12 protein-coding genes are annotated in these 12,439 nt (G+C 56.9%); 4 read left to right on the plus strand and 8 right to left on the minus strand.

Features of this window, described 5'->3' with window-relative positions; translation table 11 throughout:
- Positions 1–130 precede the first annotated feature (130 nt).
- Positions 131–1,033, minus strand: a complete 903-nt coding sequence (gene lpxO, locus DZE2538_RS16000; protein WP_038914565.1) for a lipid A hydroxylase LpxO — start codon at positions 1,031–1,033, stop codon at positions 131–133.
- Positions 1,034–1,339: 306 nt separating this feature from the next.
- Here lpxO and galR point away from each other — a divergent pair, with 306 nt between their 5' ends.
- The gene (galR, locus tag DZE2538_RS16005; RefSeq protein ID WP_019843487.1) at positions 1,340–2,350 is read left to right on the plus strand and encodes an HTH-type transcriptional regulator GalR; all 1,011 of its coding nucleotides are present in this window, start codon (positions 1,340–1,342) and stop codon (positions 2,348–2,350) included.
- 445 nt (positions 2,351–2,795) lie between these two features.
- Here galR and DZE2538_RS16010 read toward each other — a convergent pair whose 3' ends face one another.
- The 5 genes from DZE2538_RS16010 to DZE2538_RS16030 all read right to left on the minus strand — a co-directional run bounded on the left by DZE2538_RS16010 (position 2,796) and on the right by DZE2538_RS16030 (position 7,383).
- Complete coding sequence (locus DZE2538_RS16010; protein ID WP_038914566.1) at positions 2,796–3,287, minus strand: GNAT family N-acetyltransferase; 492 nt, start codon at positions 3,285–3,287, stop codon at positions 2,796–2,798.
- Positions 3,288–3,290: 3 nt separating this feature from the next.
- Entirely contained in the window at positions 3,291–4,058 is a 768-nt protein-coding gene (locus tag DZE2538_RS16015; protein ID WP_019843485.1) for an FCD domain-containing protein, read from the minus strand.
- A 177-nt stretch (positions 4,059–4,235) separates the two neighbouring features.
- On the minus strand, positions 4,236–4,553 hold the full coding sequence (locus DZE2538_RS16020; protein WP_012886041.1) for a PTS sugar transporter subunit IIB: 318 nt from the start codon (positions 4,551–4,553) through the stop codon (positions 4,236–4,238).
- 8 nt (positions 4,554–4,561) lie between these two features.
- On the minus strand, positions 4,562–5,998 hold the full coding sequence (locus DZE2538_RS16025) for a glycoside hydrolase family 1 protein (protein ID WP_038916773.1): 1,437 nt from the start codon (positions 5,996–5,998) through the stop codon (positions 4,562–4,564).
- 38 nt (positions 5,999–6,036) lie between these two features.
- A complete protein-coding gene (locus DZE2538_RS16030; RefSeq protein WP_038914568.1) occupies positions 6,037–7,383 on the minus strand; it encodes a PTS sugar transporter subunit IIC in 1,347 nt (448 codons plus the stop codon).
- A gap of 237 nt (positions 7,384–7,620) precedes the next feature.
- On the opposite strand from DZE2538_RS16030, the gene DZE2538_RS16035 reads away from it, so the two are divergent.
- Entirely contained in the window at positions 7,621–7,947 is a 327-nt protein-coding gene (locus DZE2538_RS16035; RefSeq protein WP_012886044.1) for a PTS lactose/cellobiose transporter subunit IIA, read from the plus strand.
- A 121-nt stretch (positions 7,948–8,068) separates the two neighbouring features.
- Complete coding sequence (locus DZE2538_RS16040) at positions 8,069–9,079, plus strand: LacI family DNA-binding transcriptional regulator (protein WP_038916774.1); 1,011 nt, start codon at positions 8,069–8,071, stop codon at positions 9,077–9,079.
- Between the two features lie 14 nt (positions 9,080–9,093).
- Here the strand turns inward: DZE2538_RS16040 and lysA are convergent, their stop codons facing one another.
- Positions 9,094–10,356 (minus strand): diaminopimelate decarboxylase, encoded by a 1,263-nt coding sequence (gene lysA, locus DZE2538_RS16045; RefSeq protein ID WP_038916775.1) that lies wholly within the window; start codon positions 10,354–10,356, stop codon positions 9,094–9,096.
- A 112-nt stretch (positions 10,357–10,468) separates the two neighbouring features.
- On the opposite strand from lysA, the gene DZE2538_RS16050 reads away from it, so the two are divergent.
- On the plus strand, positions 10,469–11,404 hold the full coding sequence (locus tag DZE2538_RS16050) for a LysR family transcriptional regulator (protein WP_038916776.1): 936 nt from the start codon (positions 10,469–10,471) through the stop codon (positions 11,402–11,404).
- A 10-nt stretch (positions 11,405–11,414) separates the two neighbouring features.
- On the opposite strand, the gene DZE2538_RS16055 is transcribed toward DZE2538_RS16050, so the two are convergent.
- The gene (locus DZE2538_RS16055) at positions 11,415–12,407 is read right to left on the minus strand and encodes an ABC transporter ATP-binding protein (protein ID WP_038916777.1); all 993 of its coding nucleotides are present in this window, start codon (positions 12,405–12,407) and stop codon (positions 11,415–11,417) included.
- Positions 12,408–12,439: the final 32 nt, after the last annotated feature.

Genomic DNA, 12,439 nt, shown 5'->3' on the forward strand with positions numbered 1-12,439 from the left:
CCCCCTGAATCACTAGCGTTGAATCGAAAGATAACCGTTCGAAGTGCAACTAACTGTAAAATTCTCAGGTGAGCTGTAATAAAGGCGTGAAAACGCAGCAACATCGCCACTGACGCGCCCGGATCCAGACTTACAACGCCCACCAGATCCCTGCGGCGATCCCACCGAACAATGCCCATTTCACCAGATAGTAAACCGGCTTGTTCCAGCTTTTCAGCCGTTTCCCCACTTTGCGTACCGCATAGAGATATTTGAAAATCCGATTGATGCCACCGGTACGATCCCCCTCGCTATTCGGCGCAGCTGCAGCACTCATCAGATGACGCCCCAGCCAGTAATTCACCGCTTGCGCCCAGCGATAACGCATCGGTCGCTCAATGTCGCAAAACAGGATCAGACGGTTCTGCCCACTTTGATTTTCCGCATAGTGGATATAGGTTTCGTCGAACAGCACGCCTTCACCATCACGCCAGCTATAACGCTCACCATCGACCTCGATAAAACAACGGTCATCGTTCGGCGTCGACAGCCCCAGGTGGTAGCGCAGCGAACCGGCATACGGGTCACGGTGGCGCGGCAGTCGGCTTCCGTCCGGCAAGGTGGCGAACATCGCGGCCTTTATCGACGGCACCGAACGCAGCAGCGCGGTGGTATTGGGGCACAACGCATCCGCCGAGGGGTGAGATTCCTCATACCATTTCAGGTAGAAGCGCTTCCAGCCGGTCTTGAAAAACGAGTTAAACCCCGCGTCGTTATACCGATCCGACGCTTTAATCTCCTGCATTGCCAGTAGCCTTTCCCCTTCCTCACGGATCGTCTGCCAGTTCTGCTGTAGCGCCGCCAGTTCGGGAAAATGATCGGGTTTGAGATACGGCGTCACCGGGACACGGGAAAACAGGTACATAAACGCGTTGAGCGGCGCGGTAAAGGTCGAGTGATCCGACAATTGTCGCCAAAATGGATAGCGTATACGACCACGGAAATGGACATAGGCCACCGCCAGAATAAACACCAGCAGAATGATATATTTCATACAGAGACTTCCTTCCCTGAGACAGAGGGTTATCCCCATGACTGAGTACCGCACCCAGCGCAAGAGATAGTACGTTGGAAAAACATCGGCACAACATATGTCAAACAACCCGCTTACGTTTCACTAATATTGCTGCCGGAAGGGAACGGTCGATGGTGTACAAACGGTAAACGCGATGAATGTGATGGGTGAAAGCGGTGAAAGTTGCGATCCCCGCCTCTTGCGGCCACGGCCTAATTCCGTGACACTCAGGCAGTCACTTGATTCGACGCCTTATTTTTACATTAAGAACAACAGGAAACCTTCATGGCCACCATTAAGGATGTCGCCAGGCTGGCAGGCGTGTCGGTCGCCACCGTATCACGCGTGATCAACGATTCGCCTAAAGCCAGTGAGCACGCACGCAGCGCCGTTCTGCAGGCCATGCAACAGTTGCAATACCATCCGAACGCCAACGCCCGTGCGCTGGCCCAGCAGTCTACCGAAACACTGGGGCTGGTGGTCTCTGACGTGTCCGACCCGTTTTTCGGCACCATGGTCAAAGCGGTGGAGCAGGAAGCCTACCGTACCGGTAATTTTCTGCTGATCGGCAACGGCTACCACATCGCGCACAAAGAGCGGCAGGCCATCGAACAGTTGATTCGCCATCGCTGCGCAGCACTGGTGGTGCATGCCAAGATGCTGCCAGATGAAGAGTTGGCGCAACTGATGGAGCAGATCCCAGGCATGGTGTTGATTAACCGTATTCTGCCGGGGTACGAGACACGCTGCGTGGCGTTGGATAACCGTTATGGTGCCTGGCTGGCTACCCGGCATCTGATCCTGCAAGGGCATCGCCAGATTGGTATTTTGTGTTCCAACCATGCGATTTCCGATGCCGATGACCGCCTGGCGGGCTACCGGGACGCGCTGGCCGAACACGATATTGCACTGGATGAGCAGTTGATCGCCTACGGCGAACCGGATGAAAGCGGCGGCGAAGCGGCGATGACCACGCTGCTGGAGCGCGGCCGCCCAGTGACGGCGCTGACCTGCTACAACGACCCGATGGCCGCCGGTGCGTTGGCGGTGTTGAGTGATAACGGCATCGAAGTGCCGCGAGACATGTCGCTTATCGGCTTCGACGATGTGCTGCTGTCGCGTTACCTGCGCCCGCGCCTGACCACCATCCGCTATCCGATTACCGCCATGGCGACACAGGCGGCGCAAATTGCGCTGGCGCTGGCGAACAACACACCGCTCCCCAACGCCATCAACCTGTTCCACCCGACGCTGATTCGCCGCCATTCCGTTGCCAGTTTGAATAATGGGCACTAAATTAGTAAGGCATTAAGATGCCGCAGACACTGGTAAGTCCCTTTAGCTGAAGGTGATGGTTTTACGGCGTCAAAAACTGTGCTGAGGCGGGCGACTTCGCCGGGTGAGCCGCACGGACGCGGCGAAAACCCGTGCCGCGTCGGACAAAAACGCAAAAAGCGTTTTTGAACAGCGTTTACGCTGGCCCGCAGGGCGAGCCACAGCATGTGGCGAGTAACCACGTCACGGGTGGCCCGAATAGCGAAGGCGAACACCGAAGGCACCGCGCCAGCGGCACGGTTTAGCCCTCAGCCAGTGGTCAAGGAGAGGCGGCGTTTGAGCCTCTCCTTGTCGTGCGTGCGACGATGTTGCAAAGGGATACCAACGTCATCAAGCACGAAATTTCTCCCCACTCGCAAATGAATCGGCAGTAAAAAACAACAAGGCTGTTTGTCGACAGCACAAATCAGCCGAGAGAACGGTGGTACAACCGCACCTGTTTATCGGGGTACTCGGGTGCGTCGCCGATGTAACGCCAGCCGTGGCGCTCGTAGTAACCGCTGAAACTGGCGTACAGGTAGAGAGAGTCAAAACCGCGTTCGCGGCTGCATTCGATGACAAAACGCTGAAGATCCGCCCCCAGACCGCGATCACGGTAGCGTTCGTCCACATACAGCGCCGCCAGCCACGGGGTTAAATCCTGACGGCTTATCAAATCACAGCGCCACAGCCCGACCGTACCGACCAGTTGGTCGCCTGCCAGCGCCACGAACGTCAGCGGCAGCGCGCGCTTATCCATGCTGTGGTGCACCACGCTGGCAAAAAAATCCCGACTCAGCCCGTCGCCAAATGCCTGCCACAGCCAGTCGACGACCTGCGTCTCGAAATGCGGGTAATCCGCCAGATAGCCAATTGAGACAGGAGATCCTATCGTTGGCGTAGTTTCCATTGTCGTCATACGTCAGACCAGTTTTCCCTGAAAAATGGGCACAGAATCGAACAGGTAGCCGTCAAACTCCGGCGCTTCGGCGTCCGAAATTTCCATCAGTGTGGTTTTGACGTTTTCCAGATGCTGCCACATCGCCTGATACGACCCGCTGACGTCGCGACGACGCAGCGCCGCCAGTATCGTCTGGTGATCCGCCAGCCATTTCAGCCGGTAACCGTGGTTGCCCACATGGCTGTATAGCTGTTGCCAGATAGGGCTTTCGTCCCGGCAAGACCAGATATTGCTGACAGTTTCCAACAGCATCTGGTTTTGGGTCGCCCCTGCTACCTGCAAGTGAAAGATTTTATCGAAATCGCTGCGGTAATCGTTGGCGGCGATAGCCGCCTGTTCCTGCTCCAACGTGCGCCGCAGGATATCAATATCATTGCGGGTCGCCATGCGGGCGGCAAACGCGGCAATGTTGCTTTCCAGCAGTTGGCGCGCCTGCAACATTTCAAACGCGCCGATACGGTTTTGCGCGTTCGGGGACGGCTCTTCCGCCGACGGCACTCGTAACACGTACACCCCGGACCCCTGGCGGATATCCACCGTTCCTTCCAGCTCCAGCATCAGCAAGGCTTCACGCACGATGGTACGGCTTACGCCATAGGTCTCCGCAATATTCCGCTCTGGCGGAAGACGCGACCCGACCGGGTACTCCCCCTGCTGGATTTTCTCCCGCAGGTCACCCCCTATTTCCTGGTATTGCTTTCTGTCTTGTAGAACCACAACCTTCGTCACAATGCCACCCTGAACGGCCGAGAATTGAACACCGCTGCCGCCCCGACACGGGGCCGGATACCAGGCTGCTTCCTTTCGTCATCGTCACTGCGGCTTCACACCGCGTTCGTCAGGTCCACAGCCTAAACACGAACCGGTGCGTCATCCTACACCGGCTCGCGTTTACAGCAATCAGACTCAGTTTACCAAACTCAGCGCCTGATCGAGTACCTTTGCACCGTTCAGGGTGCCGTAGGCCACCGAGTCGATAACGGCGATAGGAATGTGATACTCGTCGGTCAGTTTTTTGTTTTCCGCCAGCTTAAAGCGCACCTGCGGCCCCAGCAGCACGGCGATAATGTCATTGCCGTAAGTCTGCAATTCATCACGCAGGTTCTGTTCCGGGATAGCGTAAATCTGATATTCCATACCCCGCGCCGCGGCTTCTTTTTCCATTTTGGTCACCACCAGCGAGGTAGACATGCCTGCTGAGCAGGCCAGTACGATCCGTTTCATCTTTCCCCCTATTTCTCTTCATCGTCCAGTTCGAACGCCAGCACGCCGCTGTCCCGTACCTGTCGGAACCAACCGGCTGATTTCTTCGCTCTGCGCTGCCGATCGTGTTCCAGATCGATTTCAATCAGGCCGTAACGGTTTTTAAAGGCGTTCATCGGCGACACATTGTCAGTAAACGCCCACAGCATATAACCCTGGCAGTTGGCACCGTCTTCGCGTGCTTTTAGCGTCCAGTAAAGATGCTCGGCGATAAACGCAATACGGTAGTCGTCCTGTATCACGCCGTGGCTGTCTTTGAACTGGCCTTCATTTTCAATCCCCATACCGTTTTCCGACACAAACCAGGGCACGTTGCCGTATTCATCCTTCAGGCGCATCGCCATGTCGTAAATAATGCGAGGGTTGATCTCCCAACCGCGCGACTTATTCATCCGGCGGCCGGGCAATTCGAAATGCTCGTAATAGTAAGCTGGGTGGAACGGCGTGTTGCTGTTCCAGGCCCGGCTGGGGGCTTTGACCCGGTGCGGGTAGTAGAGATTAATGCCCACCTCATCCACGGTATTGGCGCGGATAATCGCCAGCTCTTGCGCGTCGTAATCCCACTTCACCTGATGCTTTTCCAGCAGCGCCAGTAATTCCGCCGGGTATTCGCCTTTCAGCGCCGGGTCGAGAAAGACCCGGTTATAGAACAGGTCATACAGGCGCGCCGCCTCAACATCATGCGCGGCACTGGAGCGCGGATAGGTGACTTCCGGGTTCAGGATCACCCCGATGCTGCCCCCTTGCAGGTGGTAACCTTTGTCGCGAAACCGTTGCACCACTTTGGCCGTCGCCAGGTTTTTATGGTGGTTCCACTGCATCCAGGTGCCGGTATCCTGCTGATAAGGGTAGCGCACCGCATCCAGATACACGCGGGTCTGCACCACAATCGGCTCATTAAAGGTAAACCAGCGTTTGACCTTACCGGCGTAGCGGGCAAATACCGCGTCGGCGTACTGCACGAACCACTCCACCACCTGCTTCGACGACCAGCCCTGATATTTCTCGAACAGCACCGCCGGGAGCTCATAGTGCTCTAAGCACAGCATGGGTTCGATGCCTTCACGCTGCATTTCGTCGATCAGGTTATCGATGTAAGCGGCGTACTCTTCATCCACCACGCCGTTTTCATAATCCAGCATGAAGCGCGACCAGTTAATCGAGGTACGAAAGTGCGTCAGCCCGGTCTGCTTCATCAGCGCCACGTCTTCACGGTAGCGGTTATAGAAATCGGTGGCGACAGCCGGGCCGTAGCCGTTGTGCCACACCTGACGATCCCGCTTGTACCACAGGTCCAGATAGGAATCCTGCCCGTTTTTCTTGCCTGACCACCCCTCGGTCTGCCAGGCGGACGCCGCCGCCCCCAGAATAAAGCCCTCAGGCAGGGTCATTGATACCTTGCTCATTACCGCTCTCCCTTAGATTCAGTATTGCAATACATTCATTATTTCAATGCATTGGCCTGTGCCGCAGCCTCTAACTCCGCCTCACGCTGCGCCTGCTCAGCACGACGAGACGCCACTTTGACGAACGGCAGGTAAATCAGGGTGGCGACGATGATGCACACCATCTGTGTCGCGACCGCCCCCATCGAACCGGCGGTAGACAGCCAAGCGTTAATCAACGGCGGCGTGGTCCAGGGCACCATCACCACCGCTTTACCGGCAAAGCCCATGCTGGTGGCGAAGTAACCGATGGTGCCAGTCACCAGCGGCGTGATGATGAACGGGACAGCCAGAATCGGGTTGAGCATGATAGGCATGCCGAAAATCACCGGTTCATTGATGTTGAAGACACCTGGGCCGAAGGAAATTTTGGCGATCTCTTTCATTTCACGGCGCTTAGAGGCGATCATCACCGCCAGCAGCAACCCGATGGTCAACCCAGACCCGCCGATACTCATGTACACGTCCCAGAACGGCATGGTGATAATGTTCGGTACTTCATGCCCCTGCTCAAACGCGGTCATGTTCACCGCAATCGCCCCCAGCAACAGCGGTTCGCGAATCGGTTTGATCATCTGGTTACCGTGAATACCGATAACCCAGAACAGTTGCGCCACGAACATCAGAATCAACAGCCCCGGCAGGCTCTGCACGACCGACTCCAGCGGCTGTTGCACCACCATATAGATGGCGTCATACAGGTACATGCCGGTCACTTTCTGGAAGGTAAACCCGAAGGTCGCGACCAGCGTGACGGTGATGATCGCCGGGATCAACGCCGAAAACGACGCGGACACATTCGGCGGCACGCTATCTGGCATCTTGATGCGTAGCCGGTCTACCGATTCCAGCTTCGAATAGATTTCCACCGACGCGATGGCGATAAACATGCCGAGGAACAGACTTTTGGTGTCAGAGAATTGCCGGGCCAGCACATCTTTCACCGGTAATGTCTGACCGTTGATCACCATATCGATGGTGGTCGGGGTAATGGAAATAAAGCAGATCACCGCCAGCAAACCGGGAAACAGGCTACGAGAGCCGTTGATTTTCCCAAGCTCGATGCCTATCAGGAACACCGCGCCGATGGTGAGGAAATTGAGCGTGGCGTAGTTAATACCGCTCATGATGGGTTTTAACGGTGCCAGAAATGAAAACAGAGCGAAACTCGCCAGCCCGTTCTTCGGATCCAGCACCATGTTGGAGATCAGCACAGAGAACGCCCCGACGATGATCACCGGCATCAACGTAATGAACGAGGCTTTGATCGCCATGATGTATCTCAGGCTGTTGAACTGGTTGGCGAACGATCCTAATGAATCGATAGCCTTATCCTTGAATGACATAACTCCACCTCTTTGATTTACCTGTGTTTTCAGGGGTTGTTGTTATCAGAGGCTCTCGCCCCCGTAGTGGCCGTTACGCGCGGAAGAGAATGGACGGCAGGTTCAGCGCTCTCGCGTTTGGCATACCAAAAAATAAAACAAACGAATAATTTTTCTGTGACACTGTTCTCACAAGTCAATATTGGAATTCCAATAACATGTTTAAAAGCAAATTTGGCATACCAAGAGGACACCACGATGGAATTGGATATGGAACAGACCGTAATGGAATTGCTGATCAACGCTGGCGAAGCGCGTTCCTGCGCCATGATGGCGATTCAGGCCGCCCGAGCGCAGGACTGGGTGGAAGCCGACGCGCAACTGCTGGCTTCTCAGGAGGCGGCAAAAGCAGCCCACCAGATCCAGACTCGGTTGATCGGACTGGACGAAGGCGAAGGCAAAGTGCCGGTTAATCTGATCATGGTGCACGCTCAGGATCACCTGATGACCGCCATGCTCTGCCGGGATCTGGCCGAAGAAATGGTACAACTGCGCAAAGAACTGTTTGGTGGTCACCACGCCTGATGGCACCGACCGCGCAACGTGCCGCACTTCACCCACTGACGTCGCTCCAGTGTGCTAGTATGTGACTAATATTGATAACAACGCTGTGACTGACTTCGATAAAACAGGGAAGGTGCAAACGATGATGACCATGCTTGACGTGGCAAAGCACGCCGGTGTATCCAAAGCAACGGTATCACGGGTGTTAAACGGTACAGGTCAGGTAAAACAAAGTACGCGTGACGCCGTCTTCAAGGCGATGGAAGATCTCGGCTATCGCCCTAATTTTCTGGCGCGCTCGCTGGCGCAACGCAGTTCAAACAGCCTCGGGTTGGTAGTCTCCAACTTCGACGGCCCCTATTTTGGTCGCCTGCTGCGCCGTGCCGCCGAACGCACCGAAACCAACGGCAAGCACCTGATCGTGACCGACGGTCACGACACGCCGGAAGACGAGCAACAGGCGGTGCAGCTCCTGATCGATCGCCGCTGTGATGCCATCGTGCTCTATACCCGCCACATGTCTGACGCCGCCCTGATGGCATTGCTGGATCACTCCCGCGTGCCCATCGTGGTCATCAATCGTCATCTGCCGATGGCACCTGAGTACTGCGTCTGGTTTGAACAACAACAGGCAGTGTTCCAACTGGTCGATTATCTGGTACAGCAAGGGCACCGCGACATTGCCTGCATCACCGGCCCCATCAACACGCCGACGGCACGCGCCCGTCTGGCCGGTTACCGGCAGGCGCTGGAGCATCATCACATTCCTTACGACCCGCTGCGGGTGGTCAATGGTGATAGCCTGGTCCCCGGCGGTTATCAGGCTGCACGCGAATTGCTGGCACATGACGCCGGTTTTTCCGCGCTGTTCGCCAGTAACGATGATATGTGCATCGGTGCGATGAAAGCCCTGCTTGAAGCCGGTAAACGACTGCCGCAGGACGTATCGCTGTTCGGTTTTGACGATATCCCCAGTGCCCCTTATCTGACGCCCGCGTTATCTACCGTCTATTTACCGATTGAAGAGATGATTAGCGCCGCTATCTCGCAGGCGCTAAAACTGAGCGAAGGGTCCCCTGTCACTGCCATCGCGCCGTTTACCGGCGAGCTGAAACTGCGCGCGTCGGTGGTCAAAGGCCCCTACGCGCACTGAGTCTGCGCAAACGATTACACCCGCTCCAGCGCCAGCAGTTCGTCCAGCGTCTGACGGCGGCGAATCAGTCGCGGCTGCCCCTGTTCGAACAGCACTTCCGCTATCAGCGGGCGGCTGTTGTAGTTGGAAGACATCGACGCACCGTACGCACCGGTGTCATGGAACACCAGATAGTCACCCACTTGCGCCGATGGCAACGCCATCGTTTCCACACCGCCACCGGCCTGCTGGGTGAACACATCGCCAGATTCACACAGCGGGCCTGCCACCACGGTATCACGCCGCGGTGACTGGCTCAGGTCGCGCCCGTCGCCCGGCAACAGGGTAATATGGTGGTAACTGCCGTACATTGCCGGGCGCATCAGGTCGCTAAATCCGGCATCCACCAGCACAAAATGACGGCAGCCCATGTCCTTCACCGCACGCACCTGTGCCACCAGTACGCCGGACTCCGCCACCAGAAAACGCCCTGGTTCGATTTCCAACGTCACCGAATGCCCCAGATGTGCGGCAATCCGCTCCCGCGCCTGATTCCACAGGCCATAATAGTGCTGGGTATCAATGCGCTCGCCGCCGTGGTGATAGGGAATAGACAACCCGCCACCCGCAGAAATCGCCTCCAGATCCTGCCCCACCGCCAGCACCTGCTGCACCATCGCTTCGCAAACCTGCTCCAGATGCCGGTAATCAACGCCGGAACCAATATGCATATGGATGCCGACCAATTTCAGGTGGTAACGGCTCAAGGCTTCCAGCGCCTGTGGTAAATCGGCATACCAGATGCCGTGTTTACTGTTTTCGCCACCGGTGTTGGTCTTCTGGCTGTGACCATGTCCAAAACCGGGGTTAATACGCAGCCACACCGGGTGACCCGGCGAACGCTCGCCCAGTTGATGCAGCATGTCGATGGAACCGGCGTTCACCGGAATAGCCAGCTCATGCACCCGTTGCAGTGTGGCGTCATCGAGCACATCGGCGGTAAACACAATCTCATGCGCGTCAGTACCCGGCTCAAAACCGGCGGCCAATGCCCGTTCGATTTCACCCAACGAAACCGAATCCACCTTCACGCCCTGCTGGCGCATCAACGCCAGAATATGCAGGTTGGAACAGGCTTTCTGCGCAAAACGGATGGTATCGAACTGGCGCAACTGACCGATGCGCTCAACGATGGTAGCGGCGTCATAGGCCCACAACGGGCAACCAAATTGGGCAGGCAGCGCACGCAGGCTCTGCGCGTTCAACGCATAAGACAGGTCATTCAGATCGTGTGGCATGAATAGAGTACCGAAACGTTATCAGATGTCGGAATTGTGCTGGTCCACAAGCTATAATTCCAATATCCTTTTTCAAAGACTCTATTCATTTTTGATATGGAATGAACCGCCTATGACCGCCGTCTCCCTGCGCCACATCGAGATTTTTCACGCGGTGATGACCACCGGCAACCTGACGGAAGCGGCCGCGCTGCTCAACACCTCGCAGCCCACCGTGAGCCGCGAGCTGGCACGCTTTGAGCACCTGGTGCAGATGCCGCTGTTCGAGCGCATTCGCGGGCGGTTACACCCTACCGCGCAAGGGTTGCAGTTATTCGAGGAAGTGCAGCATTCCTATTATGGATTGGATCGCATCATCAACGCGGCGCAGGATATCCGCCAGTTTCGTCAGGCCCCGCTCTCGGTTGCCTGTTTACCGGTGTTCTCTCAGTCGTTATTGCCCGAAGTGTGCCAGCCGTTGCTGGCGCGTTACCCTGAACTCAACCTGCATGTCATCCCACAGGAATCGCCGTTGCTGGAAGAGTGGCTCTCCGCACAGCGCCACGACCTGGGGCTAACGGAAAACCTGAATACACCCGCCGGTACCGAACGGCACACTCTGATGGAGCTGAACGAAGTCTGCGTGCTGCCCAGTGGTCACCCACTGGCACGCAAGGCGGTACTGACACCAGAGGATTTCCGCGACCAGCCGTTCGTCAGCCTGTCCAGCACCGACAGTTATCGGCAATTGCTGGACCAGCAGTTTGAGCAGGCAAGCGTCGCACGGCGGCTGGTGTTGGATACCCACAGCGCCGCCTCGGTATGCGCGATGGTGCGCGCCGGGGTAGGATTATCGATAGTTAATCCACTTACCGCGGTGGATTACGCCAGTAGCGGTGCGGTAGTGGTGCGCCGTTTCAGTATTGATGTGCCGTTTACCGTCAGTCTGATTCGCCCACTGCACCGCCCGGCGTCGACGCTGGTGGCGCAATTCACCGAGCAGTTGCTCGCCTTCGCCGAGCGCTTCCCCGCCCGGTTACAGCACGTGCTGGCGGCCAATCCAGTCTGACATTCCCTCGTTACGCCACTTCACGCAGCGCGCCCAGGTCAATCTGCACCCCGACGCGGCTGCCGGTGGCGAGCAAATCCTCGACCGAACGATTGAGCACATCCACCGAGAGCTCCACCTCGCTGACGCGTATCCGATAACGCACCACGTTACCCAACAGGCTGTGCCCGATAATCTCCCCGGCCAGCCCGTGTTCCGGCGCGCACAAGCGCACCGACTCCGGGCGCAGCGCCACCTGGCCGACAAACTGCCCACCGGTCAGGCGCATCGCCTCGTCAGCGCTCAGCAGGTTATAGCTGCCGATAAACCCGGCGGCAAACAGACTGGCAGGCTGGGTATAGAGCGACTCCGCGTCACCGTTTTGTACAATTTCGCCTTTATTCATCAGCACGATACGGTCGGACAAAGTCAGCGCCTCTTCCTGATCGTGGGTGACGAAAATCGTCGTCAGCTTCAACTCCTGCTGGATACGCCGGATCTGCTCGCGCAGGTGGCGGCGAATACGCGCATCCAGTGCGGATAACGGCTCGTCCAGCAATAGCAATCGCGGGCGGGTCACCAGTGAACGCGCCAGCGCCACGCGCTGACACTGCCCACCGGACAACTGATGCGGGTAGCGGCGGGCGTAATCGCCCAGTTCCACCAGTGCCAACACTTCCTCGACCCGGTTGTGAATCTCAACGGCAGGCAGCTTCTGCATCTTCAGGCCGAAGGCCACATTGCCTTCAACCGTCATATTGGGAAACAGCGCATAGTTCTGGAATACCATGCCGATATCACGCTGCTGTGGCGACAGCGGCACAATATCACGGCCCTGTAGCAGAATCTGGCCCTTATCCACCGAGGTCAATCCGGCCAGGCAGCGTAATAACGTCGATTTACCGCAACCACTTGGCCCCAGCAAGGTGACGAACTCGCCCTCATCGGCCGAAAAATGGATATCCTGAAACACTCTGGTCGGCCCGTAGTGTTTATTCAGATTGATGACATCAAGGTAGGCCATGTTCAGCGTGTCCCGTTTTACTCATTGCGAAA

Source organism: Dickeya zeae NCPPB 2538 (assembly GCF_000406165.1).
Lineage (GTDB): Bacteria > Pseudomonadota > Gammaproteobacteria > Enterobacterales > Enterobacteriaceae > Dickeya > Dickeya zeae.

Bases quoted from the DNA above. Each gene is read 5' to 3' on its own strand.
- lpxO (WP_038914565.1), bottom strand. From the start codon at position 1,033: ATGAAATATATCATTCTGCTGGTGTTTATTCTGGCGGTGGCCTATGTC.
- galR (WP_019843487.1), top strand. From the start codon at position 1,340: ATGGCCACCATTAAGGATGTCGCCAGGCTGGCAGGCGTGTCGGTCGCC.
- DZE2538_RS16010 (WP_038914566.1), bottom strand. From the start codon at position 3,287: ATGACGACAATGGAAACTACGCCAACGATAGGATCTCCTGTCTCAATT.
- DZE2538_RS16020 (WP_012886041.1), bottom strand. From the start codon at position 4,553: ATGAAACGGATCGTACTGGCCTGCTCAGCAGGCATGTCTACCTCGCTG.
- DZE2538_RS16025 (WP_038916773.1), bottom strand. From the start codon at position 5,998: ATGAGCAAGGTATCAATGACCCTGCCTGAGGGCTTTATTCTGGGGGCG.
- DZE2538_RS16030 (WP_038914568.1), bottom strand. From the start codon at position 7,383: ATGTCATTCAAGGATAAGGCTATCGATTCATTAGGATCGTTCGCCAAC.
- DZE2538_RS16035 (WP_012886044.1), top strand. From the start codon at position 7,621: ATGGAATTGGATATGGAACAGACCGTAATGGAATTGCTGATCAACGCT.
- DZE2538_RS16040 (WP_038916774.1), top strand. From the start codon at position 8,069: ATGATGACCATGCTTGACGTGGCAAAGCACGCCGGTGTATCCAAAGCA.
- lysA (WP_038916775.1), bottom strand. From the start codon at position 10,356: ATGCCACACGATCTGAATGACCTGTCTTATGCGTTGAACGCGCAGAGC.
- DZE2538_RS16050 (WP_038916776.1), top strand. From the start codon at position 10,469: ATGACCGCCGTCTCCCTGCGCCACATCGAGATTTTTCACGCGGTGATG.
- DZE2538_RS16055 (WP_038916777.1), bottom strand. From the start codon at position 12,407: ATGGCCTACCTTGATGTCATCAATCTGAATAAACACTACGGGCCGACC.